Source organism: Sphingomonas donggukensis (assembly GCF_023674425.1).
Lineage (GTDB): Bacteria > Pseudomonadota > Alphaproteobacteria > Sphingomonadales > Sphingomonadaceae > Sphingomonas > Sphingomonas donggukensis.
The window spans coordinates 23265-49758 of the sequence record NZ_CP098401.1 but is presented as its reverse complement, the minus strand read 5'-3'; the positions used below and the strand labels follow the sequence as shown (position 1 = coordinate 49758).

General features: G+C 68.1%; 32 protein-coding genes. 18 read left to right on the top strand and 14 right to left on the bottom strand.

What is annotated here, in order from left to right; genetic code table 11:
* Positions 1–10 precede the first annotated feature (10 nt).
* Entirely contained in the window at positions 11–1231 is a 1221-nt protein-coding gene (locus tag M9980_RS00240; RefSeq protein WP_250752187.1) for an argininosuccinate synthase, read from the bottom strand.
* 103 nt (positions 1232–1334) lie between these two features.
* On the opposite strand from M9980_RS00240, the gene M9980_RS00235 reads away from it, so the two are divergent.
* Entirely contained in the window at positions 1335–1697 is a 363-nt protein-coding gene (locus M9980_RS00235; RefSeq protein WP_250755001.1) for an EF-hand domain-containing protein, read from the top strand.
* Between the two features lie 47 nt (positions 1698–1744).
* Entirely contained in the window at positions 1745–2167 is a 423-nt protein-coding gene (locus M9980_RS00230; RefSeq protein WP_250752185.1) for a DUF1801 domain-containing protein, read from the top strand.
* Here M9980_RS00230 and M9980_RS00225 read toward each other — a convergent pair.
* From M9980_RS00225 to M9980_RS00210, 4 genes are read right to left on the bottom strand one after another with little or no spacing between them, the layout of a single operon-like run.
* Positions 2152–3381 carry an SAM-dependent methyltransferase gene (locus M9980_RS00225; RefSeq protein WP_250752183.1) on the bottom strand — a complete coding sequence of 410 codons (1230 nt, stop codon included), beginning with the start codon at positions 3379–3381 and terminating at the stop codon, positions 2152–2154. The two genes, M9980_RS00230 and M9980_RS00225, sit on opposite strands and share 16 nt — an antisense overlap.
* 4 nt (positions 3382–3385) lie before the next feature.
* Positions 3386–4237: an HpcH/HpaI aldolase/citrate lyase family protein gene (locus tag M9980_RS00220; protein ID WP_250752181.1), complete on the bottom strand. Its 852-nt coding sequence runs from the start codon at positions 4235–4237 to the stop codon at positions 3386–3388.
* Entirely contained in the window at positions 4238–4999 is a 762-nt protein-coding gene (locus M9980_RS00215; RefSeq protein WP_250752179.1) for a molybdopterin-dependent oxidoreductase, read from the bottom strand.
* On the bottom strand, positions 4996–5742 hold the full coding sequence (locus M9980_RS00210; protein ID WP_250752176.1) for a cytochrome b/b6 domain-containing protein: 747 nt from the start codon (positions 5740–5742) through the stop codon (positions 4996–4998). The genes M9980_RS00215 and M9980_RS00210 overlap by 4 nt, the downstream gene beginning before the upstream one ends.
* A gap of 29 nt (positions 5743–5771) precedes the next feature.
* On the opposite strand from M9980_RS00210, the gene M9980_RS00205 reads away from it, so the two are divergent.
* Positions 5772–6377, top strand: a complete 606-nt coding sequence (locus tag M9980_RS00205) for a flavin reductase family protein (RefSeq protein WP_250752174.1) — start codon at positions 5772–5774, stop codon at positions 6375–6377.
* Positions 6378–6420: 43 nt separating this feature from the next.
* Here M9980_RS00205 and M9980_RS00200 read toward each other — a convergent pair whose 3' ends face one another.
* The 5 genes from M9980_RS00200 to M9980_RS00180 all read right to left on the bottom strand — a co-directional run bounded on the left by M9980_RS00200 (position 6421) and on the right by M9980_RS00180 (position 10374).
* Positions 6421–7191: a sulfite exporter TauE/SafE family protein gene (locus M9980_RS00200; protein WP_250752172.1), complete on the bottom strand. Its 771-nt coding sequence runs from the start codon at positions 7189–7191 to the stop codon at positions 6421–6423.
* A 24-nt stretch (positions 7192–7215) separates the two neighbouring features.
* Complete coding sequence (gene rlmN, locus M9980_RS00195) at positions 7216–8412, bottom strand: dual-specificity RNA methyltransferase RlmN (protein ID WP_250752170.1); 1197 nt, start codon at positions 8410–8412, stop codon at positions 7216–7218.
* A gap of 5 nt (positions 8413–8417) precedes the next feature.
* Positions 8418–9116 carry an NYN domain-containing protein gene (locus M9980_RS00190; RefSeq protein WP_250752168.1) on the bottom strand — a complete coding sequence of 233 codons (699 nt, stop codon included), beginning with the start codon at positions 9114–9116 and terminating at the stop codon, positions 8418–8420.
* A 129-nt stretch (positions 9117–9245) separates the two neighbouring features.
* On the bottom strand, positions 9246–9707 hold the full coding sequence (locus M9980_RS00185; RefSeq protein ID WP_250752166.1) for a hypothetical protein: 462 nt from the start codon (positions 9705–9707) through the stop codon (positions 9246–9248).
* 10 nt (positions 9708–9717) lie between these two features.
* Positions 9718–10374 carry a histidine phosphatase family protein gene (locus M9980_RS00180; protein WP_250752164.1) on the bottom strand — a complete coding sequence of 219 codons (657 nt, stop codon included), beginning with the start codon at positions 10372–10374 and terminating at the stop codon, positions 9718–9720.
* A 136-nt stretch (positions 10375–10510) separates the two neighbouring features.
* Between M9980_RS00180 and M9980_RS00175 the strand changes: the two genes are divergently transcribed.
* The 4 genes from M9980_RS00175 (at position 10511) to M9980_RS00160 (ending at position 13949) form a co-directional block, all read left to right on the top strand.
* Positions 10511–11116, top strand: a complete 606-nt coding sequence (locus M9980_RS00175) for an outer membrane protein (protein WP_250752162.1) — start codon at positions 10511–10513, stop codon at positions 11114–11116.
* A 148-nt stretch (positions 11117–11264) separates the two neighbouring features.
* On the top strand, positions 11265–12380 hold the full coding sequence (dnaN, locus tag M9980_RS00170) for a DNA polymerase III subunit beta (protein ID WP_250752159.1): 1116 nt from the start codon (positions 11265–11267) through the stop codon (positions 12378–12380).
* 29 nt (positions 12381–12409) lie between these two features.
* On the top strand, positions 12410–13099 hold the full coding sequence (locus M9980_RS00165; protein WP_250752157.1) for a hypothetical protein: 690 nt from the start codon (positions 12410–12412) through the stop codon (positions 13097–13099).
* 52 nt (positions 13100–13151) lie between these two features.
* The gene (locus tag M9980_RS00160; RefSeq protein WP_250752154.1) at positions 13152–13949 is read left to right on the top strand and encodes a Coq4 family protein; all 798 of its coding nucleotides are present in this window, start codon (positions 13152–13154) and stop codon (positions 13947–13949) included.
* 4 nt (positions 13950–13953) lie between these two features.
* Here M9980_RS00160 and M9980_RS00155 read toward each other — a convergent pair whose 3' ends face one another.
* A complete protein-coding gene (locus tag M9980_RS00155; RefSeq protein WP_250752153.1) occupies positions 13954–14436 on the bottom strand; it encodes a hypothetical protein in 483 nt (160 codons plus the stop codon).
* 50 nt (positions 14437–14486) lie between these two features.
* Here M9980_RS00155 and recF point away from each other — a divergent pair, with 50 nt between their 5' ends.
* The 5 genes from recF to M9980_RS00130 all read left to right on the top strand — a co-directional run bounded on the left by recF (position 14487) and on the right by M9980_RS00130 (position 19013).
* A complete protein-coding gene (recF, locus tag M9980_RS00150; RefSeq protein WP_250752151.1) occupies positions 14487–15557 on the top strand; it encodes a DNA replication/repair protein RecF in 1071 nt (356 codons plus the stop codon).
* A 71-nt stretch (positions 15558–15628) separates the two neighbouring features.
* The gene (locus M9980_RS00145) at positions 15629–16972 is read left to right on the top strand and encodes a methyl-accepting chemotaxis protein (protein WP_250754999.1); all 1344 of its coding nucleotides are present in this window, start codon (positions 15629–15631) and stop codon (positions 16970–16972) included.
* Between the two features lie 40 nt (positions 16973–17012).
* The gene (locus tag M9980_RS00140) at positions 17013–17723 is read left to right on the top strand and encodes an SDR family NAD(P)-dependent oxidoreductase (RefSeq protein ID WP_250752149.1); all 711 of its coding nucleotides are present in this window, start codon (positions 17013–17015) and stop codon (positions 17721–17723) included.
* A complete protein-coding gene (locus M9980_RS00135; protein ID WP_250752146.1) occupies positions 17713–18660 on the top strand; it encodes a 50S ribosomal protein L11 methyltransferase in 948 nt (315 codons plus the stop codon). The genes M9980_RS00140 and M9980_RS00135 overlap by 11 nt, the downstream gene beginning before the upstream one ends.
* 152 nt (positions 18661–18812) lie before the next feature.
* A complete protein-coding gene (locus M9980_RS00130; protein WP_250752144.1) occupies positions 18813–19013 on the top strand; it encodes a hypothetical protein in 201 nt (66 codons plus the stop codon).
* A gap of 33 nt (positions 19014–19046) precedes the next feature.
* Here M9980_RS00130 and phhA read toward each other — a convergent pair whose 3' ends face one another.
* Positions 19047–19913, bottom strand: a complete 867-nt coding sequence (phhA, locus tag M9980_RS00125) for a phenylalanine 4-monooxygenase (RefSeq protein WP_250752142.1) — start codon at positions 19911–19913, stop codon at positions 19047–19049.
* A 24-nt stretch (positions 19914–19937) separates the two neighbouring features.
* Here phhA and M9980_RS00120 point away from each other — a divergent pair, with 24 nt between their 5' ends.
* The 3 genes from M9980_RS00120 (at position 19938) to M9980_RS00110 (ending at position 21270) form a co-directional block, all read left to right on the top strand.
* Positions 19938–20576, top strand: coding sequence for a TIGR02117 family protein (locus M9980_RS00120; RefSeq protein WP_250752140.1), 639 nt, complete (start codon positions 19938–19940; stop codon positions 20574–20576).
* Positions 20564–20836 (top strand): lipase family protein, encoded by a 273-nt coding sequence (locus M9980_RS00115; RefSeq protein WP_250752138.1) that lies wholly within the window; start codon positions 20564–20566, stop codon positions 20834–20836. The genes M9980_RS00120 and M9980_RS00115 overlap by 13 nt, the downstream gene beginning before the upstream one ends.
* Before the next feature lie 74 nt (positions 20837–20910).
* Positions 20911–21270 carry an alpha/beta fold hydrolase gene (locus M9980_RS00110; protein WP_250752136.1) on the top strand — a complete coding sequence of 120 codons (360 nt, stop codon included), beginning with the start codon at positions 20911–20913 and terminating at the stop codon, positions 21268–21270.
* A gap of 107 nt (positions 21271–21377) precedes the next feature.
* On the opposite strand, the gene M9980_RS00105 is transcribed toward M9980_RS00110, so the two are convergent.
* Positions 21378–21665 carry a hypothetical protein gene (locus M9980_RS00105; RefSeq protein WP_250752134.1) on the bottom strand — a complete coding sequence of 96 codons (288 nt, stop codon included), beginning with the start codon at positions 21663–21665 and terminating at the stop codon, positions 21378–21380.
* A 10-nt stretch (positions 21666–21675) separates the two neighbouring features.
* Positions 21676–22671: a glycerophosphodiester phosphodiesterase gene (locus M9980_RS00100; protein ID WP_250754997.1), complete on the bottom strand. Its 996-nt coding sequence runs from the start codon at positions 22669–22671 to the stop codon at positions 21676–21678.
* Between the two features lie 93 nt (positions 22672–22764).
* Between M9980_RS00100 and M9980_RS00095 the strand changes: the two genes are divergently transcribed.
* From M9980_RS00095 to M9980_RS00085, 3 genes are read left to right on the top strand one after another with little or no spacing between them, the layout of a single operon-like run.
* On the top strand, positions 22765–23265 hold the full coding sequence (locus M9980_RS00095) for a 2Fe-2S iron-sulfur cluster-binding protein (RefSeq protein WP_250752132.1): 501 nt from the start codon (positions 22765–22767) through the stop codon (positions 23263–23265).
* Complete coding sequence (locus M9980_RS00090) at positions 23262–24245, top strand: FAD binding domain-containing protein (protein ID WP_250752129.1); 984 nt, start codon at positions 23262–23264, stop codon at positions 24243–24245. The genes M9980_RS00095 and M9980_RS00090 overlap by 4 nt, the downstream gene beginning before the upstream one ends.
* Complete coding sequence (locus tag M9980_RS00085; protein WP_250752127.1) at positions 24242–26458, top strand: xanthine dehydrogenase family protein molybdopterin-binding subunit; 2217 nt, start codon at positions 24242–24244, stop codon at positions 26456–26458. Before M9980_RS00090 ends, M9980_RS00085 begins: the two co-directional genes overlap by 4 nt.
* Positions 26459–26494: the final 36 nt, after the last annotated feature.

Here is a 26494-nt window from a genome sequence, read left to right as displayed (position 1 = left end):
CGGCTCTACCTCAGGCGTCGCGCCGCCCGAGCAACCGCAGCCTGAGCGCGTTCAGCTTGATGAAGCCCGCCGCGTCGCGCTGGTCATAGGCGCCCTGATCGTCCTCGAACGTCACGACCTTTTCGCTGTACAGCGAATGCGGCGACTTGCGGCCCGTCACGATCACGCTGCCCTTGTACAGCTTCAGCCGCACCGTGCCGGTGACCTTCGCCTGGCTGTGGTCGATCGCGGCCTGCAGCATCTCGCGCTCGGGCGAGAACCAGAAGCCGTTGTAGAGCAGCTCCGCATAGCGCGGCATCAGCTCGTCCTTCAGGTGCGCGGCCCCGCGGTCGAGCGTGATCTGCTCGATCCCGCGGTGGGCGAGGTGCAGGATGGTGCCGCCCGGCGTCTCGTACATGCCGCGCGATTTCATGCCGACGAAGCGGTTCTCGACTAGGTCGAGCCGCCCGATGCCGTGCGCGCGACCGAGGTCGTTGAGCTTCGCCAGCAGGCTGGCTGGCGACAGCCCCTCGCCGTTCACCGCGACCGCATCGCCGCGTTCGAAATCGATGGTGATGACTTCGGGCGTGTCGGGCGCATCCTCCGGGTTGACGGTGCGCGAATAGACATAGTCGGGCACCTCGTCCCACGGATCCTCGAGCACTTTCCCCTCGCTCGAGGTGTGGAGCAGGTTTGCGTCGGTCGAAAACGGCGCCTCGCCGCGCTTGTCCTTGCTGACCGGAATCTGATGAGCCTCGGCGAATTCGATCAGCTTCGTGCGGCTGGTCAGATCCCATTCGCGCCACGGCGCGATCACCTTAATATCGGGGGCCAGCGCGTAATAGCCGAGCTCGAAGCGGACCTGGTCGTTGCCCTTGCCGGTCGCGCCGTGGCTGACCGCGTCGGCGTTCACCTGACGCGCGATCTCGATCTGGCGCTTGGCGATCAGCGGGCGGGCGATCGACGTGCCGAGCAGGTACAGCCCCTCGTACAGCGCGTTGGCGCGCATCATCGGATAGACGTAATCCTTCACGAATTCCTCGCGCAGGTCGTCGATGAAGATGTGCTCCGGCTTCACACCGGCCATCTCCGCCTTCTTGCGCGCGGGCTCCAGCTCCTCGCCCTGGCCCAGGTCGGCGGTGAAGGTGACCACCTCGCAATTATAGGTCTGCTGCAGCCACTTGAGGATGACGGAGGTGTCGAGCCCGCCCGAATAGGCGAGGACGACTCTGTTGATGCTGGAATCGGTCATGGGGCTGCGCCTTACGGCGGCGCGCGCGCTCTCGCAACTTTGCGCTGGAGGGAGGCGGGGTCGTCGCTATGCTAGCGGTGTCAACGACAGGAGAGAGAGAGTGATGAAGGCCCTGATGCTCGCCGCCGCCGTGCTGGTCGCCGCGCCCGCGACCGCCCAGAGCGGCAAGACGATGACGCGCGCCGATTTCGAGACGCAGCAGACCAGGAAATACCAGCGGTACGATTTGAACGCCGACGGCACGCTGACGCCCGAGGAATTGCTGAAGGCGCGTCCCACCCGGATGGACGGCACGGCCTATACGATCGAGTCGGTACGCAAATCGCTGGCGAAGAAGGATGCCAATTCCGACGGCAAGGTGACCGTGGCGGAGGCCGTCGCCACCGAAATGCCGCGCTTCGCCGCGATGGACGCAAACAAGGACGGCAAGGTCACGCCAGAGGAAAAGGCGGCCGAACCCAAATAAGCCGCCGCGATATGCTATGTGCGGGTCGCCATCCGGAGGACTCGCTGATGCCCGAGAACAAGACGCAGCCGACCGCGATTCCGGTCGCCGACTTCATCGCCGCGGTGCCCGATCCGGTGCGCCGCGGCGATGCCGAGGCACTGGTCCCTCTGCTCGAAGCCGCGACGGGCGAAGCGCCGAGGATGTGGGGGCCGTCGATCATCGGCTTCGGCAGCTATCACTACCGCTATGACAGCGGGCGGGAAGGCGATGCGCCGCGGGTCGGCTTCTCCCCGCGCAAGGCCGAGACGGTGCTGTACCTGGCCGACGCCTTCCCCGGACGGGCGGAGATGCTGGCGCGGCTCGGCAAGCACCGGGCGGGCGTCGCCTGCGTCTATATCAAGCGGCTGTCGGACATCGACATGGACGTGCTCCGCGCCCTGGTCGCCGCCTCGCTCGCGCATACCGACGCGGCCTATCCCCCCGCCTGAAACCGCGCCTCCGCCGCCGCCATGTAATCACGGGTGATCGGCAGGGTGTGGCGGTTGCGCGCGAACTGCAGCTGATAGTTGACCAGCCCGCCATAGCGGAACGCGATCACCGACCCCGCGAGGTAGAAGGTCCACATCCGGTAGAAACGCTCGTCGTACAGCGCGACGATCTGCTCGCGCGCGGCGACGGTGCGCGCGTACCAGTGATCGAGCGTGTAGGCGTAGTGCAGCCGCAGCACCTCGACGTCGGTGCAATACATGCGCAAGCCCTCATAGCCCTGCGCGATCTCCGACAGCGCGGGGATGTACCCGCCCGGAAAGATGTATTTGGCGGTGAACCGATCGGTGACCCCCGGCGCGCCGGCGCGACCGATGGTGTGGAGCAGCATCACGCCGTCCTCGCTCAGCAGGTTGCGGCATTTGGCGAAGAACGTCCGGTATTGCGGCGTGCCGACATGTTCGAACATGCCGACCGACACGATCCGGTCGAACTGCCCAGTGACCGCGCGGTAGTCGATCAGTTCGAAGCGCACCTTGTCGGCGACCCCGGCCCCCTCCGCGCGGCGGCGCGCGACCTTCAGCTGTTCCTCCGACAGGGTGATGCCCAGCACCTCGGCCCCGGTCTTGGCATGCAGATACAGCGCCATGCCGCCCCAGCCGCAGCCGATGTCGAGCACCCGCATCCCCGGCTCCAGCGCCAGTTTCGCGGCGATATGCGCCTTCTTGTCGGCCTGCGCCTGTTCCAGCGAATTGGCGGGATCGGCGAAATAGGCGCAGCTGTATTGCCGGTCGGCATCGAGGAAGAGGTCGTACAGCCGGTCGTTCAGGTCGTAATGATGCGCGACGTTGCGTTTCGACCGGCGCGCCATGTTCACCCGGTCGAAGCGGAAGCGCAGCGCCGACCATGCGCGCGCCAAAGCGGTGGCGTTGAGCGCGGGGCTGCCGCGTTCCCACATGTTGCCCGCCGCGGCGAGGCTGAGGAGGGCGAGGATGTCGCCCCGCTCGATCGTAAGCCGTCCGTCCATGAACGCTTCCGCCGCGCCGATCGCCGGGTCGCGCATGATCTGGCGGGCGGCGCCGCGTGCCAGCCGGATCGTGACCGGCGCCAGCGCGGGATCGGGCGCGCCGAACACGCGCGTCGCGCCGCCCGGGTGGATGACGGTCAGCTCACCCCGCGTGAAGGCGCGCGCGAAGAACCGGTCGATCAGGGCCACGCTGTCAGATCCGCGCGAGCAGGCGCTGCGCCTGCTTCAGGTGCGGGCCGTCGATCATCCGCCCGTCGAGGCTGAGTGCCCCCGCCCCCGGATTGGCCTCGAACGCGGCGATCACCGCGCGGGCATGGGCGACCGCGGCGTCGGAGGGCGTGAAGGCGGCGTTGATGACCGCGACCTGCGCGGGGTGGATCGCCATCATGCCGGTGAAGCCGTCACGCGCCCCGCGCGCGGCATAATCGGCCAATCCCTCGAGGTCGCGAAACGCCGGATATACCGTCTCGATCGGCGCGACCCCGGCGGCGGCGGCGCCGAACAGGGTAAGCGCGCGGGCGAGATGATAGGGCGCGGTATAGCTGCCGTCGGCCTCGCGGCTGGTTTCCGCCCCGATCGCAGCGGGCAGGTCCTCGGCGCCCCAGGTGATGCCGGCCAGCCGTTCGGGCACCGCGGCATATTCGCCCAGCCGGAACATCGCCGCCGGCGTCTCGGTCGCGATCAGCAGGATCGGCGCGCTCGTGTCGCCGCGTGCCTCCAGCCGCGCGATCAGGTCGCGCACCGACGCGCTGCCCTCGGCCTTGGGCAGCACCCACCCATCGGGCCGAGCAACCGCCACCGCATCGAGATCGGCGTCCGCCAAACCGCCGTCGAGCGGATTGATCCGCACGAACAGCGCAACCTCCCGCGCGGCGCCGCGCAGGAACGCCGCCACGTCGGCGCGGGCCGCGGCCTTGCGTTCCGGCGCGACCGCATCCTCCAGGTCGAGGATCAGCGCATCCGCCCCACAGGCCAGCGCCTTTTCCATCCGGTCGGGCCGGTCGCCGGGCACGAACAGCAGCGACCGCAAGCGCCGCGCGGTCATTCAGATCCCCGCGTACCAGTCATAATCGGCGACATCCTCCCAATAGCCGCCCTTCCCCTGCCCGATGCGGTCGAGCGATGCCACCGCCTCGATGCGGTGGACGTACTTCGCGTGCTTGTATCCGAGGTGTTTCTCCACCCGCAGCCGCACCGGCGCGCCGTGGGCGACGTCAAGCGGGCGGTCGTTGAGGAGCCAGGCGAGGATGGTCTGTGCGTGGAAGGCGTCGACCAGGTCGATCGACTCGTAATAGGGTACGCCCCCCCGCATCCGGTCGGCGCAGTGGAACACCAGATACCTCGCGCTGTCCCTCAGTCCGGCGAGCTGTAGCAACGGGCGCAGCCGCGGGCCGGTCCACTTCCCGATCGCGCTCCATCCCTCGACGCAGTCGTGGCGCGTGATCTGGCTCCGCGCCGGCATCGCCCGCAAATCCGCCATCGACAGGCTGAGCGGGCGCGTGACCAGCCCGTCGATCGCGATCCGCCAGTCGGCGAAGCGGCTCGCGACGTGCGCGGCATAATCCGGCGTGGCTGGGTCGCGCGTGCCGTTCGATCGGAAGACGGGCGACATCTGGTCGGCGCCGAATTCACGCGCCAGCGCGGTGCGATCGGTGATGCCGCGCTGGAGGATGCGGTGCGCGTCGTCGCCCGAAAACAGGATGCGCCGCCCGAGATCGCTCGATCCGACCGCGTCGCAGCCCGACAGCACCAGCCCCGCGCCGCTCGCGACGCCCCCGACCAGCGCGGCACGGCGGGTAAGGATCATCGCGGCTCCTCCGGTACGCGCCAAGTGCCGGTAATCATCGATCGCACCTCGTTGCCGACGCCGGCCAGGATCACGAGCACCAGATGCACGACGATAAACCCGCCCAGCGCCATCGCCACCAGGAAATGGATCGACCGCGCCGACTGCCGCCCGCCGAACAGGTCGAGCAGCCACGGCCACGCCGCGTTCATGCCCGGCGACATGGTGAGGCCGGTCAGAATGATGAGCGGGATGAGCACGAAGATGACGAGCGCGTAGCTCAGTTTCTGGAGGACATTGTACGCGCCCGGATTGCGCGCGTCGTGGAATCGGAACGCCAGATGCTCGCGTACGTCATGGGCGATCTCGGCGGGCGCGACCTCGCGCGCACGAATGCGCAGGTCGCGCTGGAAATGGCGGTTGATGAGGCTCGCGACCATGAATGCCAGCAGCCCGAACCCCAGCACCAGCGCGAAGAACAGATGCCAGCGCCGCGCGATCGCCAGGTTGTAGCTCGACGGGATCGTCAGCCACCCCGGTACCCGCCCGCCTTCGAACACCCACGCCACGCGGAACCACGGCTGGTCGAAATTCGCGCCATATTGCCCCCAGTAGAGTTGCGGGTGCGCGTTCAGGATCATCAGCCCACTGCCGAGCAGGATGATGACGGCGACCGCGTTCACCCAATGCCAGGCCCGCGTCGCCAGTCGGTGGCGGCGGATCGGGGTTCCGGGGGCTGCGGGATGATCGGGGGGGCTGGACATCTGCGCGCAAACTACCACGGGTTCGCCGGATGACGGAATGGCATTTCTACGAACCCGCAGCCGGCCACGGCCTCGCCCACGATCCGCTGAACGCGATCGTCGCGCCGCGCCCGATCGGCTGGATCAGCAGCGTCTCGGGCACCGGCGTCCGCAACCTCGCGCCCTATTCCTTCTTCAACCTGTTCGCCTACCGCCCGCCGATCATCGGCTTCTGCTCGACCGGGTGGAAGGACAGCGTGGCGAACATCGCGTCGACGCGCGAATTCGTCTGGAACCTCGCCACCCGCCCGCAGGCCGAGGCGATGAACGCCACGTCTGCGGGCGTGGAGGGCGACGAATTTGCGCTCGCCGGCCTCGAAGCCGCCCCCTCTCGCCTGGTCCGTCCCGACCGCGTCGTCGGTAGCCCCGTCCAGTTCGAATGCGTGCTGACCCAGATCGTCCGTCTCGAGAATCGGGCCGGAGCCGCGACCGACCACTGGCTGGTGCTTGGCGAGGCGATCGGCATCCATATCGACACCGCCCTGCTCGAGGGCGGCATATACCGCACCGAACGCGCGCGCCCGATCCTGCGCGGGGGCGGGCCGGGCGACTATTTCCAACCGGGCGAGAAATTCCAGATGCGGCGACCGGGATAGGGACATCCCTATCCTTCGCAGCGGAAGGCGAAATGGTTACGCGTCAGCCGTACGCGCGCCAGAAGAACACCGCGGTCGTCACTGCGGTCACCGCGATCGTCCAGCCGCGCACGACCGCCGGCGACAGCCGCTTGCCCAGCGCCGCCCCCGCCCATCCGCCGATGATCGCGCCCGCCAGCATCGGCAGGCAATAGACCCAGCGCACCATGCCGAGCGCGATGAAGATGATCGTCGCCGCCGAATTGGCCACCGCCAGCATCAGCGTGCGTTGCGCCATCAGCTTATGCGGCGGCTCCCCCGCCAGCAGCCCCCACGCCGCGGTCATCATCAATCCTACGCCGCCGCCGAAATAGCCGCCATAGACGCCCAGCACCGCCTGCATCCCGAACAAGGATTTCGGCCCCGGCGTCGCATGGTCGGCAAACCGCTCCGCCAGCCTTTTGCCCCCCGCGATCGCCAGCGTGGCGATCAGCAGCAGCCACGGGATGACCCGATCGAACACCTGCGTCGGCGTCGCCACCAGCAGCGCGCTACCCGCCAGCCCGCCGACAAAGGTAATCGCGGCCAGCAACCGCACCGACAGCCCGCCCAATGGCCTGAGCCCCGCGCGATACGCCCACGCACTCGCCATCGCACCGGGCTGCAACGCGACGTTCGAGGTCGCATTGGCGATCGGCGACGGCAGGCCCAGCGCGATCAGCGTCGGCATCGTGGCGAACGTGCCTCCGCCCGCAAGCGCGTTCATCGCCCCGCCCACGATGCCGGCGGCGAGGGCGAACAGCAGGGATAAAGGCTCGACGCCCGCAACGGTCACGAGGATCGCCCGCGCGCGGACAGACTACCCAAGGGCCGCCTGCTTTTCCTCTGCCAGCCGGTCCAGCTCCGCGCGCGACTTGCGTTCCGACGACGTCTTCAGCTGCCCGCACGCCGCGTCGATATCGCGTCCGCGGGGCGTGCGCACGGGGGCGGAGATGCCGCTTTCGAAGATGATCGACGAAAACGCCTTCACCCGTTCCGGCGTCGAGCATTCATAGGGCGCGCCCGGCCACGGGTTGAACGGGATCAGATTGACCTTGGCGGGCAGCTTGTAGTGCTTGATGAGCCGCACCAGCTCGCGCGCGTCGGCGTCGCTGTCGTTCTTGTCCTTCAGCATCACATATTCGAACGTGATCCGCCGCGCGTTGTTGGCGCCGGGATAGTCGGCGCAGGCCTGCAGCAGTTCCTCGATGCCGTATTTGCGGTTGATCGGCACGATCTCGTCGCGGATTTCCTTGGTCACGGCGTGCAGCGAGACGGCCAGGTTCACCCCGATCTCCTCGCCCGCACGCGCCATCAGCGGCACCACGCCCGAGGTGCTGAGCGTGATCCGCCGCTTGCTGAGCGCCAGCCCATCGCCGTCCATCACCAGCTTCAGCGCGTCGCGGACGTTGTCGAAATTGTACAGCGGCTCGCCCATGCCCATCATCACGATGTTGGTGAGCATCCGCCCCTCGGGACTCGATGGCCATTCGCCGAGCGCGTCGCGCGCCAGCATCACCTGCCCGACGATCTCCGCCGGGGTCAAGTTGCGCACCAGGCGCATGGTGCCGGTGTGGCAGAACCGGCAGTTGAGCGTGCAACCGACCTGCGAGGAGACGCAGAGCGTGCCCCGGTCGGCGTCGGGAATGAACACCGCCTCGTAATCCTGGCCGTCGTCGGAGCGCAGCAGCCACTTGCGCGTGCCATCCTCGCTGACCTGCGCCTGCACCACCTGCGGCCGCGAAACGACGAAGCGCGCGGCGAGCCACGGCTGCATCACCTTCGAGATATCGGTCATCAGCGCGAAGTCGGTGACCCCGCGATTGTAGATCCAGTGCCACAGCTGCTTGGCGCGCAGCTTCGCCAGCTTGGGCTCCAGCTGCGACGTCTCCAGCGCCATGCGCAGATCGGCCTTCGACAGCCCGAGCAGGTCGATGCGCCCGTCGGAGCGGGGCGCGAAGCTGCGCGGAACGGGCACGGGATCGATGTGCCCGGGAATGGGCATGAGGACAGCCATTTGTTCTATACTTCCTGTTTGCAGTGACGAATGCCATCGACGTGCTGCACCAGATCCCTGGCGGGGGACCCGCCCATGGGATCAAGCACGACGTCGATACCCTCGCGGCGTGCAAGTTTCGTGGCGGGAACGAAATCGCCGTCCGCCGCCACCAATATGATCTGATTGACCTGCTGCTTGAACGCCATCGCCGCCACGTCGAGGCCAAGCTTCATATCGACACCCTTCTGCTTGGTATCGATCTCAAAATCCGTGTCGCTGAGAGCGGGCATGCCGTCGGTAATCAGTTTCTTCGTTACGGCAGGCCGGAGCCGCCATTCGGAATCGTCGTTCAGACGCCCCAATCGAAGAGCCACTTTCCGGATTTTCTGCAGTTCGTCATGCACCGAGAACCGGAATTTCGCTTCCGGTGTCTTCGCGAGGTCGATGGGCCTGCGCGAAATCGGCAGGTGCATCTTTTTCGTGAGCGGTGGGCAATCGTAAAAGAAGATGCGGTACAACTCCGCGTCTTCAGCAGGGCTGAAATTTGCGTGATCCAGCGCCCGGTCCATCAATTTAGGTCGCAAGCGGTGATGGAGATGCCAGAACGTCATCCACTCGACGGCGCGTGCTACTTCCGCAGGGTCGCCAGCGTCGCGATGAGGAAAGCTCCAACGGAACCGGCGCAGAAAATACGCGCCGTCTATTACGATAGCGGTTGCCATCTACCTGCCGATAAATTTTGTCCCCGGGATCGGCCTTGAGATGATGTCTGCTCTTGCGAGCGCCTCAAAGCGTACTGCCGGGGACGGGATCGCTGACATATCGTTCTTACGCCGCAAAAAGTCAAGATTTCACCGCCCCGCGCACCCCACTGCCGCCGCATCGATCGCGGTCGCGGCGCCGGTCAGGGCATAGGTGTCGGCGAACGGCGTGCCGCGGTCGGACAGGCTTTCGACGCTCATGCTCCGCCCGCCGCGCATCGCCGCGACGATGGCGTGGTCGGTGGCGGCGTCGGGGGACCAGGCGTCCTGCGCGCCGGCGACCAGTTCGAAGCGGCGCTCGCCGATCGACAGCGTCACGCGTGCAGTCGCGGCATGCGCGCGGCTGAGGCGCAGATGCAGTTGGTTGCGCGCGCCGCCCCGGCCCCAGGTCGCGACGCTGGCGAAGGCGCCGGTGCGGCGCCCGAGCGGTTCGGCGATCGCGAAGCAGCGCACCGGCGCGGCATCACGAAACGCGCCCCAGCGCTGGAACACGCCCAGCGACTGGCGCCCGTCCGCGGCGGCCTGGATCGCCAGCGCCAGCAGCACGCTCACGCCGCAGCCCTCATGTCGGCGTCTCGCCCTGGCCGGTGCCGGTGTGGACGATCGTCTCGACCCCGCGCTCGATCATCGCCACCGACCCCTGCGGCAGGTTGGGCGCGACCGGTGCGTCGAACTGCGGCAGCACGTCGCGGCCCGTCATCACCCCGCGCAGCACGCGGCTCGACATGCCGTGCATGATGACCAGCCGGTCGCCGGGGTCGTCGTCGGTATCGGCGAGCCACGACGACACCCGCGCCGCGATCGCGTCGTACCACTCGCCGCCGTCGGGCGGGCGCGTGTAGAGGCCGTGCCCGCGGTCGACGAAATCGCCGACCTCGGCGATCACGTCGCGGTAATAGCGTCCGCTCCACGTCCCCATCCCGATCTCGACCAGCCGGTCGTCGGTCCGCACCTGATGCCAGTCGAGCTCGAGGTATTCGGCGATCACCGCCAGCGTCTGCAGCGCGCGCCCCGCGCTCGACGACCACAGGGTCAGCTTCGGCTTCGGCCCCAGCACCTCGCGCAGCGCCGCCCCCATCGCGTCGGCCTGCGCGAATCCCGCGCGGGTCAGCGGCGTGTGGGGATGATCGCCCTGCATCCGCTGCGCCAGATTGTAGACGGTCTCACCGTGGCGGGCGACGAAGTCGCGGCCCCGGCGGCGGTGCGCGGTGGTTTCCATCGCCCGCGGTTTCAACCCCCTGTGGCGCGAAAGCAACGATTTTCGCCGTTTATCCAAGGTTCATGCAACCCCCGCCGCGCCCGCCTATTTGAGCCATCCCCGCCGTTTTCGGGGATATGACTGATGGAGTTTTCCAATGCGTAAGCTTGCACTCGCCGCACTGTTCGCGGCCACCGTCGCCACCCCTGCCTTCGCGCAGGATCAGGAGCCGGCCCCCTTCACCGGCCTGCGCGCCGAGGGGATCGTCGGCTATGACCGGCTGAGCGACGGCAGCGGCCAGGATTCGGGATCGAGCGACGGCGTGCTGTACGGCGGCCAGCTCGGCTATGATTTCCAGGCGGGCCGCGCGATCCTGGGGATCGAGGGCGAGATTTCGGGCTCGACCACCGATACCCGCGCCGACAGCCTGCTCGCCACCGGCGACCGCTTCACGCTGGATGCCGGGCGCGATCTCTATGCCGGTGCGCGCGTCGGCCTGGCCGTATCGCCGACCGCGATGATCTACGCCAAGGGCGGCTACACCAACTTCCAGATCGAATCGGAATATCGCCTGGGCACCGCGGTCGCGCGCGACAAGGCGGAGCTCGACGGCTTCCGCGTCGGTGCGGGCGTCGAATATCAGCTGTCGCCCAAGGCGTATCTGAAGGGCGAGTATCGCTATTCGAACTACAGCGAGGTCGACGGCTACGACATCGACCTCGATCGCCATCAGGTGCTGGGCGGGATCGGCGTGCGTTTCTGACGCTGCTTAACCCCTCGTAAACCAACTGGGGCCGAGAGGGTCGGGGTGCTTGCCCCGGCCCTTTTTGCGGCTAGAACGGGTGGGCGAAACTGCCTGGCCGCCGGATGACGAATCGCGGGGCGCGCCGGGCATCCGGGGGTTTGAAGACATGAAGGCGACGATCGAACGCGCGACCCTGCTGAAGGGGCTGAGCCACGTCCAGTCGGTGGTCGAGCGCCGCAACACCATTCCCATCCTGTCGAACGTGCTGATCGAGGCATCGGCAGAGGGCACGATCCGCCTGATGGCGACCGACCTCGACCTGCAGATCGACGAGACGGTCGCCGCCGCGGTCGACCAGCCCGGCGCGATCACCGTATCCGCGCACACATTGTTCGACATCGCCCGCAAGCTGCCGGAGGGCAGCCAAGTCGAGTTGTCCGCCGCCGACGGTCGCCTCGCGATCCGCGCGGGCCGCTACAATTCGACGCTGCCGACGCTGCCGCGCGACGATTTCCCGGTCATCGCCGAGGGTGAACTGCCGACCCAGTTCGAGCTGCCCGCCGCGACGCTCAAGCAGATCATCGACAAGACCCGCTTCGCGATCTCGACCGAGGAGACGCGTTATTACCTCAACGGCATCTTCCTGCACGTGAGCGACGATGCCGGCCAGCCGGTGCTGAAGGCCGCGGCCACCGATGGCCACCGCCTCGCCCGCGTCACCGTTGCGCGTCCCGACGGCGCAGACGCGATGCCCGACGTGATCGTGCCGCGCAAATGCGTCGGCGAACTGCGCAAGCTGCTCGACGAAGTCGACGGCTCGGTCGGCGTGTCGCTGTCGGGCAGCAAGATCCGCTTCGATCTCGGCCAGGCGATCCTGACGTCGAAGCTGATCGACGGCACCTTCCCCGATTATTCGCGCGTCATCCCGACCGGCAACGACAAGCTGCTGAAGCTCGATCCGCGCAGTTTCGAGGAAGGCGTCGACCGCGTCTCGACCATCGCCAGCGAAAAGACCCGCGCGGTGAAGATGGCGGTTGATCGCGATAAGATCACGCTGTCGGTGACCAGCCCCGAAAACGGCGCCGCGGTCGAGGAAGTGCCCGGCGACTATGCGTCGATCCCGATCGAGATCGGCTTCAACAGCCGCTACCTGCTCGACATCCTGAACCAGATCGAAGGGGACATGGTCGAAGTCCACCTGGCCGACGCCGCCGCCCCGACCCTGATCCGCGAGAACGACAAGGCGCCGGCGCTGTACGTGCTGATGCCGATGCGAGTTTGAGCGAGGCGGATACGACACCGTATCCGCCGGTGCGCAAAGCGCACGCGAAAAACCGGCCGGCGGCATCCATACCGACCGACGACGTGGGCTTCGCCCACGTCCGCGCCGCCAAGACGTTCGCGATCCTCCTTACCCTGACCGCCTGCTCCACCGCCAATGAGCCGGCGGACAACATGACCGCCGCCACGACCGATGCGACGGCGATCCTCGACAACGTCGCAACGGCCGACGGCGCCCTTCCTTGGAGTTACGTGTCGCCGGACCTGAGGTTCGCCCCCAACAGCCCCGCCCGATCGCTGCCCAGACCAGCAGTTCTCGGCGGCGCAAGATTCGGCTATTTCGGCGACCCCGGTATCCGCCGCCAATATTCGCCCGCGCAGCTGGCCCAGATGAAAGCAGACCGCGCCGGCTTCGTCGCCAGGCGCGACCTCGACAGTGACGGCATCGCCGAAACCTATCGCACCGGCTTCTGGCAGATCGGCGACACCGCCACGGGCGAGGCGCGCGAGGGCAGCTTTCTGGCCGTGTTCGATCCAGGCCACGCGCCGCAAGTGATCGACAGCACCAGCGCCGACGACGACGCCGGCGTTTTCTTCAGCCAGCAGGGCGGCACCCTGGTCGTCGCGTGGTGCAATTGCCCCCAGGGGGGCACCGTCGGCTACCGCTACAAGCGCCTCACCGTGTCGTGGTCGCCGCCGCGCCCCCGCATCCGCTCTTGATTTCTTAACCCCTTCCCGCCATACTGACACAACTGTCAGTAAGGAATCACCGATGGCGACGCAGGCGATGGATATGGTGCGGGTGGCGGATGCAGCGCCGAAGGTTGCGCCCTACAACCCCGGCGAGCCGCTGAAGCGCGACTGGCGCACCGCGTGGTCTGCGCTCCGCCGCCTGATGGCGAACGGCGACGACACGGTGCAAGTGTTCCGCATCATGCGCGCGCTGAACGCCGACGCCAGCCAGCGCGGGTTTCGCAAGCTGATCACCACGCGCGAGGGCGGGCGGCTGGCCTATGAGCGGGTCGAGTTGGCCGAGCGGTTCAGCGACCGCGCGTGGCTCGATGCGCTGCCCGAGGGGACGGTCGGCGCCGCCTACCGCAGCTTCCTCGACCGCACCGGCTTTTCGGCTAAGGGCCTCGCCGACATCAGCATGAACGACTACGATCCCGACGCCATCGTCCACGACCACCCGTACACCTGGTTCGGACGGCGCGAGCGCGACATGCACGACATCTGGCACACGCTGACCGGCTATACCGCCGAGGAGCATCTGGGCGAATTGTGTCTCGTCGCCTTTTCCTATGCGCAGACCGGCGGGCTCGGCTGGGCGGCGATCGGCGGGATGGGCGCGCTGAAAAGCCTGAAGATGACCCGCGGCACCGACGTGCTGAAAGCGGTGCTGGAGGGCTATCGCCACGGCAAGCGCGCGAAATGGCTCTCGGCGGAGGATTATGTCGCGCTGCTCGCCGAGCCGCTCGACCAGGCCCGCCGCCGCCTGAACATCGCCGAGCCGGTGCTGTATCGCAAGGCGCAGGCGATGCTCGCCGCCAAGGGCGTGCAGGCGATCTGAGGCATCATGCGGCCAGCGCGTATCGTCTGTCCTCGTCGTCGTTGGCGGTTGCCTTAGAAACGGGCCTCGACGCGGTCCGTGGAGTGCGAGAAGTCGCCCGGCGCGGACGGAAAACCGTCGCCAGCCACGTCCTGACCGCCCCGAACCGCGCCGCCGATGCCGCGGTCACGATCGCGGCGAGCGCGTCGAGATAGGCGGTCACCTCGAACGTCGCCACGATACCGGCCAGGTCGGGCAGTCCCATCGCGATCAGCCGCACCGCTTCGTGCCCGATCAGCCACCCGACCAGGCTCGCCCCCGACACCAGCAGCATCGCCAGCAACACCTGCCCCCGCGTGATGCGATTGAGCCGCGCGGCGGGCGCAGCGACCGTCCAGCGATGGAGCGCGCGCCCGATCGGCGTCTGCGGCGCCAGGCAGAGGATCGCCCAGAGCATCATCGCCGCCGCCGTTACCATCGTCCCCTCCCCCAAATCCGGATGAGACATGGGGGTGGACTGTGCGCGGTTCCAGAGGCGCGCTAAGAACGGCGCGCCCCATGCTTACCCGCCTGATCCTCACCGATTTCCGCAACCATGCCGACGCATCGATCGATGTGGGCGGCGGCTTCGTCGTGCTGAGCGGCGACAATGGCGCGGGCAAGACCAACGTGCTGGAGGCGGTGTCGCTGCTCGCGCCCGGACGCGGGCTGCGCCGCGCGCCGCTGTCGGACATGGTGCGTCAGGGCGGCGCGGGCGGGTTCGGCGTCGCCGCTACCCTCGCCGGCGACGTCCGCATCGGCACCGGGACACAGGCAACCGCACCCGAGCGCCGGATCGTCCGCGTCAACGGCGCCACCGCCCCCGCGACCGCACTCGCCGACTGGACCAGCGTGCTGTGGCTGACCCCGGCGATGGACCGGCTGTTCGTCGAGCCGGCATCGGAGCGGCGGCGCTTCCTCGACCGGCTGACGCTGGCCCTCGCCCCCGGCCATGCCCATCACAGCGCCCGGTACGACGCGGCGATGCGCGCGCGCAACCGCCTGCTCGGCGACGACGCCCCGCCCGACGGCGAATGGCTGTCCGCGCTGGAGACGGCGATGGCCGAACATGGCGCCGCGATCGACGCCGCCCGCGCCGCGACCGTCGCGCAACTGGCGGAGTGTACCGCGATCGGCAGCGCCGGCTTCGGGCGCGCCGGCCTCGCGCTCGCCAGCGGCAGCGTCCCCGACCTCGCCCGCGCCCTGGCCGAGGGCCGCCGCCGCGACGCCGCCGCCGGGCGGACGTTGGTCGGCCCGCACCGCGACGACCTGATCGTCACCCACCTCGACAAGCAACAGGCCGCCGCGCTGTGTTCGACCGGCGAGCAGAAGGTGCTGCTGTTCGGCATCGTCCTGGCCCACGCCGCGCTGGTCGCCGAACGCACCGATCGCGCACCGATCCTGCTGCTGGACGAGGTTGCCGCCCATCTCGACCCGTCGCGCCGCGCGGCGCTCTTCGCGGCGCTCGCCGGGCTCGGCCAGGTCTGGATGACCGGGACCGAGGCCGCGCTGTTCGCCGACCTCCCCGGCGACGCCACGCGGCTCGGCGTTTCCGGCGGCACCATCGCGCCAGGGATAACCCCGGCTTAACCACTCGCGCGCTAGGTCGGTGGCGACACGGGGCCTTTCTCCCGCGATTGGAGACCGACTTGACCAAGGACATGCCGCCGCCGGGTACGCTCGCCGCAAAGATCGATCTGTCGCGGCGCCTGCGCGCCTTCGGCTTCGACGCCCGCGTCCTCGACAATGCGCGCGCAGTGTGGACCGCGGTCGAATCGGATGCCGACGCCATTGCCGGCGCTTATTGGCAGCAGTGGTTGCTCAGTTTCGCCAGCGAGCGCGACTGGGCACCGCACGAAACCCAGAAGATGGTCGAGCTGGGCGCCACCTTTCTGCGCCACCGCTTCATGGAAACATCGGGCATGGAATGGGTCGAATCGGTGGAACGCTCGGTCGCCGCGGCCTATCTCGCCGATATCCAGCCGATGGCGCTGCGATCGATGATCTGCGCCAGCGACCGCGTCGCATTCGAGGTGCTGCTGCGCAAGATCGAAACCACCGATCCGCGCCTGCCCGACATGATCGACGCGCTGATGCGCCTGTCGAGCCTGGAGGGCGACATCACCGGATCGATCTATCGCATGTTCCAGCAGCACAGCGAAAAGACCGAGCGCGACCGCCTCGCCTCCGATTTCCGCAGCACCATCTCGGCTTCGGTCGAATCGGCATCGCAGGACGGCGCGGCGCTGCGCGATCAGGCGGGCGCCGCTTCGCTCGCCGCACGCGGCATGCTCGGCAAGACCAGCGAAGTCGCCGCCGCCGCGGAACAGTCCGCGGTCGCCATGCGTGAAGCGGCCCAGACCGCCGCCGGACTGATCCGCGCGATCGAGGATGCGCGCATGGAGGTCGAGGCTGCCGCCGAGATCGCCACCCGCGCCAGCGGCCAGGCCGGCCACGCCGTCGGCATGAGCGAGACGCTTTCCGAACACGCCAAGTCGATCGAATCGATCCTCGGCCTCATCCGCGACATCGCCGGCCAGACCAACCTGCTCGCCTTGAACGCCACGATCGAGGCGGCGCGCGCCGGCGACGCCGGGCGCGGCTTCGCGGTCGTCGCGCAGGAAGTGAAATCGCTCGCCAACCAGACCGCGCGCGCCACCGACGACATCGCTCACAAGATCGCCGCGATCCAGCAGGCGACGCGCTCCACGGTCGAGACCAACGCCTCGATCAAGACCACCGTTTCAGAGGTCCAGGATTCCGCCGACCGCATCCGCCGCGCGATGGAGGCGCAGGCCACTACCGTCACCGCGATCACCGCGTCGGTCGACGAAACCGCGCTTGCCGCCGATTCGATGTCGGCGACCATCGCCGCGATCCGCGAGGATACCGAGACGGTCGCCGCCGACATCGCCCGCGTGGGCGACGGCTTCGCCGCGCTCGACGGGCAGCTGGGCGCGCTCAAGACCAACGCCGGCGATTTCGTCACCAAGGTCGCGGCGTAACGCCTTTGCGAGATCGTCCCCGCCGCGGTAGGCGGGGCGCATGACCAACATCCTCGTTACCGGATCGAGCCGGGGCATCGGCGCCGCCATCCTCGCCGCGCTCGACGTTCCCGGCGTCACCGCCATCGGCCAGGCGACCGCGACCAGCGCGACCGTGCGCCTCGCCGCCGACTTCGCCGACCCCGCCGCCCCGCGCGCGCTGTGGGACCAGGCGCTCGATGCGCTGGGCGGGCGCATCGATGTCCTCATCAACAACGCCGGCGTGTTCGAGGCCAACCCGATCGACCGCGACGACAATTCATGGGTCGCCGAGTGGGAACGCACGATGCGGATCAACCTGACCGCCTCCGCCGAACTCTCCCGCTTCGCCGTTCGCCACTGGCAGGCGGACGGGCGCGGGGGTCGCCTGGTCAACGTCGCCAGCCGCGCCGCCTACCGCGGCGACAGCCCCGCGCACTGGCATTACGCTGCGTCGAAGGCCGGCATGGTCGGCATGACCAAATCGATCGCGCGCGGGTATGCGCAGGACGGCATCCTAGCCTTCGCGATCTGCCCCGGCTTCACCATGACCGGCATGGCCGAGGATTATCTCTCCAGCCGCGGCGGCGACGCGCTGCTCGTCGACATTCCGCTCGGCCGCGTGGCGATGCCCGACGAAGTCGCCGAAATGGCGCGCTGGCTGGCGCTCGACGCACCGCCATCGATGACCGGCGCGGTGCTCGACGTGAATGGGGCTTCCTATGTCCGCTGAGACTGTGGACAGCTGGAAGACCACCCTTCCCTGCACTCGCGCGGAGGCCGAAGCGATCGACGCCGCGGACGATCTCGCCATCGACGCGGTGCTGATGACGACCGAGGAGGTCGAGGACGACGTCACCCGCTGGCGGCTCGACGCCTATAGCGAGCGCGAGCCGACCGCTGCGATGATCGCCCAGCTGCGCGCCCTCGTGCCGAGCGCCGCCGATACCGCCCCGGTCATCGAACCTCTGACCCCCGCGGACTGGGTGGCGATGAGCCAAGACGGGCTGGAGCCTATCGCCGAGGGGCGCTTCGTCGTCCACACCAGCGCGCATCCGGTCGCACCGCCGCCGGGGGGCCGCGCGTTCCTGATCGACGCGGGCCGCGCCTTCGGTACCGGCCACCATGCGACGACCAGCGGTTGCCTGGCGATGCTCGACGGCCTCGCCGACAGCAGCTTCGCGCGGATCATCGACATCGGCACCGGCACCGGACTGCTCGCCTTCGCCGCCGCGCATCTGTGGCCCGCGGCGGAGATCGTCGCGACCGACATCGATCCCGCCGCGGTCGACGTCACTCGCGAGAACGCCGCGCTCAACGCGATTCCCCCGCTCGACCTGATCGTCGCAGACGGCGCGCTCAACGACGCGATCACCGCGCGCGCGCCCTACGACCTGCTGATCGCCAACATCCTCGCCGGCCCGCTGGTATCGATGGCCCCCGAAGTCGTCGCGATCGCCGCGCCGAACGCGACCATCATCCTCGCCGGCCTGCTGGAAACGCAGCGCAGCACCGTCGTCGAAGCCTTCGCCGCCTGCGGCTGCACGCTAGAGCGCATGGATCGCCGCGGCGACTGGACGATCCTCCACCTGATCGCAGGCAAGACGCGCTACGTGCCGACCACCCCGCCCGATCCCAAGGGCCGCGACGGCTGGGCGCTGGATATTTGAGGGGCGGCACCCGGTCACTTGCGGACGTTTGTCGGATGCGCTCATTTGTCAGCGTGAGTAGAACGAGCCTGATCAATACGAGCATCACGGCGATGAGCGTATTGTGCACAAATTGTTCGCCCCAACCCGTTCGTCATACAACGGCAACAGTGGTGAGCATTGCTGCGTACAGCCAGCCAAGTTTCGGGCCCGATCTGGTCACCGTCACCGCCGAAGCACCAGATAGGCGGACCGGCTATGCCAACGTGAACATTCGCGTCCTGCGGTGCAAAATCGGAGACTTAGTGAAAGCAACCGAGCAAGGACTGGCGCTCAAAATTCAGCCGGAAACCTGTAAACGACCAACCGAGTAGCGAATACTGGTTAAGGCCAAAGTGTTGCGCTTCTCAACCCTTCCGCCGCGCATAGTCCTGCGTCCCCCGCGTAACCACCGCATCGCTCTCCAGCACGGCATCGACCGCAATATCCGGCTTCCCCACGATCTCCGCATACAGCGGCGCGAAGTCGGTTTCTACCGTCTGGCGGAGCAGGTCGTCGAAGCTGTCGATGACGAAATACGTCTGCTGGAAATCGTCGATCCGGTAATCGGTCTGCATCACCCGCTTCATGTCGAAGCCGATCCGGTTCGGGCTCGGGTCGTCCAGGGCGAACTGGCTTTCGGAATAGCTCGACACGATGCCCGAGCCATAGATGCGCAGGCCCTCGGGCTCCTGGATCAGCCCGAATTCGACCGTGTACCAATAGAGCCGCGACAGCTGCTTCAATGCCCCCAGCTCCAGCGCGCGCAAGCCGCCGCGGCCATAGGCGGCGAGATAATCGGCGAACACAGGATCGGCGAGCATCGGCACGTGCCCGAACACGTCGTGGAAGACGTCCGGCTCCTGCAGATAATCGAGCTGGTCGGGGCGGCGGATGAAATTGCCGGCGACGAAGCGACGGTTCGCCATGTGGTCGAAGAACACGTCGTCCGGCACCAGCCCCGGCACCGCGACCACGCTCCACCCGGTCAGCTTCGTCAGCCGCTCCGACAATTCCTCGAAATCCGGAATGCCGGGCTTCGACAGCTTCAACACATCGAGCCCGCGCAGATACGCCTCCGACGCACGGCCCGGCAGCAGTTTCGCCTGCCGCGCGAACAGCGTATCCCACACGCCATGTTCCTCGGGCGTATAGTGATTCCAGTCCTGCGGGACCGTCCAGTCGGGGTTCGCGCCCTCCGGCGGGCGGTCGAGTACGTGGGTTTCGTCGGCCATGATCGCGGGTTAGCATAGTCGCGAATGTTACGATATGCCCTCCGCTGGATCGTCGCCCTGCCCGTCCTGCTGCTGTACCTGTACGGCGCCGCGGGGATGATCGGCGGGCTGATCCCCGTCAACACGGGGCGCGCCACCCCGACCGAGGGCATCCGCATCTACGTCGAGGACAATGGAATCCACACCGGCATCGTCCTGCCGGCGGAGGGCTGGGAGGACATCGTCCGGCCCGACCATTTCGCCGACCCGCGCTATGCCGGGCACCGCTGGCGCAGCTTCGGCTGGGGCGACCGTGCGTTCTACATCGGCACGCCGACATGGTGGGACGTGAACCCGCTGACCGTCCTGCGCAGCGCGACCGGGTCGGACGACACGGTGATTCACGTCGATGCGATCCCCGAACCACAGGTCGGCCCGCGCGTCCGCATGGTCGTCGTCACGCCCGCCGAATTTGCCCGGCTGACCGCGTTCATCCGCGCCAGCTTCGCGCCGGGTGCGCCGGTCCGCGGCTACGGCGCCTACGATGCCTTCTACCCCGCGACCGGGCGCTACAGCGCGGCGCGGACCTGCAACGCCTGGACCGGGGAGGCACTGCGCCACGCCGGGCTGAAGATGGGTCGTTGGACTCCCTTCCCCGCCACCGTAATGACATGGCTGAACTGAGCGCCCCGCCGCTCCGCCACCTGCTGCGCGAATGGCCGCGTGCGGGGTGGACGGTAGCGCGGCTCGCACTGCGCTGGCGGTCACTGCGGGGGGCAAGCGGCGACGGGCATCCGGTGATCGTGCTGCCTGGGCTGTTCAATTCGGACCGCTCGAACATCGTCCTGCGTCGCTTCCTCGACCGGATCGGCTACCGCGCCCACGGCTGGGGCCTGGGCCGCAACTTCGGCACGCGCACCATCGGCGACGACGCCGACGGCTGATCGCGCAGATCGAGGCGATCGTCGCGGCGGAGGGCACGCCGGCGACGCTGATCGGCGTCAGCCTCGGCGGCATCGTGGCGCGGCTGGTCGCGCATCGCCGCCCCGACATGGTCCGCGGCGTAGTCACGATCAGCAGTCCCTACGCCGCTCATCCCCGCGCGACCCATGTCTGGCGGATCTTTCAATGGCTGACCGGCGAGCGCGTCGACGGCCCCCGCGTCGATGCTCTCCGCGCCGAAGTCTCCGCCCCCCTCCCCGTCCCCGCCACCGCGATCTGGAGCGCATCGGACGGCCTGGTCGCCGGCCACGGCTGCCGCGGTGACGACTGCGAGTCCGTCGAGGTCGTCAGCGGGCATCTGGGGGTGCAGTTGCATCCCGACGTGCTGGTGGCGGTGGCTCGGGTGCTGGGGGAGCAGCAATCGCCCTCGATCTAGGGTCGCGCCCAAAGCCCGTTTGTTTCGAGCGAAGTCGAGAAACAAGGCCGCAAGCGCCGCGTGCAGTTTCTCGACTTCGCTCGAAACGAACGGATGGCGGGATTACATCACCGCAAGCTGGTATCCCGCGCGGCGACATAGCCGTCATACGGCCCACAGTCCGGATCCTTGCGGCAGCGCTTGTCCCACTCGCGCCGTTCCTTGCCTTCGCGCGCCTCGGCCTTGCGCATTTTGCGGCCGTAATTGCGGTCGGATTCGTCCTGGCTGGTCGTCGCCCAGTCGACCCCCTTGCCGACCGCCTTCACCGGCAGCGTCACGACATCGACCGCGGTCTTGGCGATGCACCCGCCCACCGAGAGCGCCAGAACCGGCAGCACGAACAACAGCTTACGCATGGCACATATCCTAACGCCGGGCGTCGCGCGCCCGCACGCCGTCTAGCGGGAAATCGGTGAAGAATCCATCGACGCCCAGCTCCAGATAGCGCGCGATCTCGTCCTGCAGTCGCCCGTGCGCGCGCGGATCGATGCCGGAGCGCAACGATTTGGGTAGGAAGAAATTCTCCGCCCGAAACGTCCACGGATGCACTTTCAGTCCCGCGGCATGCGCGTCGGCGACCAGCCGGGAAGGCACGGCATCGCCGTCGCGGATCAACGCCTTGGCCGGGCCGATTCCATAGGCGTAGGTCGCCACCGCCCTCAATCCGTCCGCAGTCGCCATCGCCGCATAACTCGGCGCCTCGCCGTCGGCAGGCGCGCCGCTCGCATCCATCAACTGGATCAGCCGCACCTTCGTCACGCGGTGCAGCGCCTTCAGGTTCGCGACCTCGAACGACTGGATGAACACCGGCGCATCGGCGCGGTCCCACCCGGCTTTTCGCAAAGCGGCGACGAGCGGCGCGTCGGTGCCGAGCCCGATCGAGGCGAAATAGGTCGGATGCTTGGTCTCGGGATACACCCCCACCCCGCGCGCCTTTGCCAGCGCGACGATCTCGTCGAAGGTCGGGATCGCAAATTCGCCGTCATGCGCGGTCCCGCGCAGCAGCGGCAGGCGCTCCTTCGCGCGCAGCGTGCGCAGTTCGGCCAGCGTGAAATCCTCGGTGAACCAGCCCGTCACCGCCTTGCCGTCGATCGTCTTCGTCGCCTTGCGGCGGGCGAACTCGGGATGCGTGGAGACGTCGGTCGTCTCCGAAATCTCGTTTTCGTGCCGCGCCACCAGCACGCCGTCCTTTGTCGGCACCAGGTCCGGTTCGATGAAGTCGGCGCCCTGCTCGATCGCGAGCGTATAGGCGGCGATGGTGTGTTCGGGGCGCAGGCCGCTCGCGCCGCGGTGGGCGATCACGATCGGGCGTTCGTCCTGCATCCTAGCCTCCGCCACCGCACTCCCCGCCAGCAACATCATGATGCAGATCAAGCGCGCCATCATCACCAATCTTTCGGCGGAAACCATCCCGCCGCCACGCGTTAGCGGACCAGCATCATCGGGGCCAGAACCATGAATTTTACGATCAACGGCACGCGGCATCAGGCCGATCCCGATATCCGCGCATCGCTGCTCGACGTGCTGCGCGAGCACCTTCGCCTCACGGGCACGAAGAAGGGCTGCGACCACGGCCAGTGTGGCGCCTGCACCGTCCTGATCGACGGGCGCCGCATCAACAGTTGCCTGACGCTGGCGGTGATGCACCAGGACGACGAGATCACGACGATCGAGGGGCTGGGCACGCCCGATGCGCTCCACCCGTTGCAAGCCGCCTTCGTCTCCCACGACGGATTTCAGTGCGGCTATTGCACCCCGGGCCAGATCTGCTCGGCAGTCGGCATGCTCGACGAAGCTGCGAAGGGCTGGCCGAGCCATGTCAGCGAGACGCTCGACGGTGACGCCACCCTCAGCGACGACGAAATCGCCGAGCGGATGAGCGGCAACATTTGCCGCTGCTCCGCCTATCCCAACATCCGCGACGCCATTCGCCAGGTTGCGGAGGCGGGCGCATGAAGACCTTCGATTACGTCCGCGCCGACAGCCCGGAGGCGGCGGTGGCCGCGGTCGATGGCGGCACCCGCTTCATCGCCGGTGGCACCAACCTGCTCGACCTGATGAAATTGCAGATCGAGACGCCGGCTAAGCTCGTGGACATCTCCCGCCTCGACCTCGCCCGTATCGAGGAGGCCGAAGACGGCGGGCTGACGATCGGCGCGATGGTGCCCAATTCCGACCTCGCCGCCGACCCTCGCATCCGCGATCGCTACCCGGTGCTGTCGCGCGCGCTGCTTGCCGGCGCCTCGGGGCAATTGCGCAACAAGGCATCGACCGGCGGGAATCTGCTCCAGCGGACGCGGTGCGGCTATTTCTACGACGTCCATTCCGCCTGTAACAAGCGCGATCCCGGCAGCGGCTGCGACGCGCAAGGCGGCTTCAACCGCATCCTCGCAGTGCTCGGCACGTCGGACGCCTGCATCGCCACCCACCCCAGTGACATGGCAGTGGCGATGCGCGCACTCGACGCAAGCGTCGTCACGCTGAAGCCCGACGGCGACCGCCGCCGCATCGCGCTCGGCGACTTCTACCGCCTCCCCGGCGACACCCCGCAGATCGAGACGGTTCTCGAACCGGGCGAACTCATCACCCAGGTCGCCCTGCCCCCTGCCCCCGCCGGGCGGCAGGCGTATCGCAAGGTCCGCGACCGCGCCTCCTACGCCTTCGCGCTCGTCTCGGTCGCCGCAATTGTCGCGGTCGAGGGCGATACGATCACCTCGGCCAACCTCGCCTTTGGCGGGCTCGGCCCGATGCCGTGGCGCGACCCCGCGGTCGAGGCGGCCCTGGCCGGCCAGATTCCCGGCGACGCCGCCTTTACCGCCGCCGCCGACGCCCTGCTCGCCGATGCGCGCGGCTTTGGCGACAACGACTTCAAGATCCCGCTCGCCCGTCGCACGCTGATCGCGGTGCTGCGCGAGCTGACGGAGATGCCCGCATGACCGACACCCAGACGCTGCGCATGAGCGCACCCGTCGAGAAGAGCCTGCTCGACACCGCAACGCAAGGGTTGATCGGCCTCCCGCTCGACCGCAAGGACGGCCCGCTGAAGGTCGCCGGTCGTGCGACCTATGCCGCCGAATATGCGCTGAACGACGTGGCCTACGGCGTGCTCGTCGGTGCGCCGGTCGGCCTCGGCAAGCTCAAGGGCATCGACGACACTGCTGCGCGCGCGGTGCCTGGCGTCATCGACGTCGTCGTCGACCTCGATCGCTTCGCCCGCAACCCGCAGCAGGGCGGCGAGGAAACCGCCCCGACCCAAGGCGTCAAGGATATCGACTATTGGGGCCAGCACGTCGCGCTGGTCGTCGCCGAGAGTTTCGAGGCCGCACGCGAAGGCGCCGCCGCGGTCGTGCTCGACATTGCGGAGGGCACCCCCGACGTCGATTTCGACGGCCGCCTCGACGACGCCGAGAAGCCCGCCGACAGCATGATCCCTGCGCACAGCGAAAGCGGCAATCCTGACGCTGCGCTCACCGCCGCCGCGGTCAGCATCGACCATGTCTGGACCACCCCCAGCCAGCACAGCGCGGCGATGGAGCCACACGCCACCATCGCCGACTGGCAGGACGATCGCCTGACGCTTTACAGCGCGTTGCAGATGCCGGCGTCCGACAAGAAGCAGATGATGAAGGCACTGGACCTGAAGGCGGACGAGGTCCGCATCGTCGCGCGCTTCGTCGGCGGCGGGTTCGGATCGAAGCTGGGCGTGTCGACAGAGGGCATCGCCGCGGCCATCGCCTCGCAACAGCTCGGCCGCCCGGTCAAGGTCGTGATGGCGCGCCAGCAGGTGTTCGACGCCACCGTCCGCCGGTCGAACACGTCGCAGCGCGTGGCGCTCGGCGCCGATGCCGATGGCAAGCTCACCACGATCATCCACGATACGATCACCAGCAATTTGCCGGGCGAGGACTTCTTCGAACCCGCGGGCCTTGCCACCCATTTCATGTACTCCGGCGACAACCGCCGCGTGAACCACGACCTTGTCCGTATGAACTGGCTGTTGTCGGGGTCGATGCGCGCGCCCGGCGAAGCGGTCGGCATGATCGCGCTGGAATGCGCGATGGACGAACTGGCCGAAGCCGCTGGTCTGGACCCGATCGAGCTGCGCCGCCGCAACGAACCCGACGTCGATCCCGAAAAGGGCGTGCCGTTCTCCACCCGCAACCTCACTCGGTGCATGGAGGAGGGGGCGAAGGTGTTCGGCTGGGCACCCGCCGAGCCCGCCACCACGCGCGATGGTGAATGGCTGGTCGGCACCGGCATGGCCGCGTCCGCGCGCACCAACCTGACGATGCCGTCGTCGGCGCGGATCACGCTCACCCCCAGCGGCACCGCGATCGTCGAAACCGACATGACCGACATCGGCACCGGCACCTACACCATCCTGGCGCAGATCGCCGGCGAACTGCTCGGCCTCGCCATGCCGCAGGTTGATGTGCGGCTGGGCGATACCGACATGCCGCCGGGCGCGGGCTCGGGCGGGTCGTGGGGGGCGGGCTCCGCGGGCAGCTCGGTCTATCTCGCCGCCGAAAAGCTGCGCGAGAACATCGCGAAGGCGATGGACTGCGACGCCACCGAACTGACGCTGAAGGACGGCCTCGCCATCGCGAACAATCGCAGCGTTCCGCTCGCCGATCTGGTCGGCGACGGCATGGTGGCGGAGGGCGTCATCAAGCCCGGCAAGAATGACCAGAGCCACACCCAGGCCGCCTACGGCGCGCATTTCTGCGAAGTCCGCGTTAACGCCACGACCGGCGAAACTCGCGTCTCGCGCTGGCACTCGACCTTTGCGGCGGGCCGCATCCTCAACGAAAAGACCGCGCGCTCGCAATGCTTCGGCGGCATCGTCTTCGGCATCGGCGCGGCCCTGACCGAGGAGATGGTCCACGACCCCCGCACCGGCCAGGTCGTCAACCACGACCTCGCCGAATATCACGTGCCAGCCAACGCCGACGTGCCGATGCTCGGGGTCGACTTCCTCGTCGAGCGCGATCCGTGGGCCAATCCGCTTCAGGCAAAGGGCATCGGCGAACTCGGCATCTCCGGCGCCGCCGCCGCGGTCGCCAACGCGATCTACAACGCCACCGGCGTGCGCGTGCGCGAGCTGCCCATCACCCTCGACAAGCTGCTCGCGGGGTTGCCGGAGCGGTGAGGCCTTTTCCGCTCGTGCTCCCGCTCAGGTGGGAGC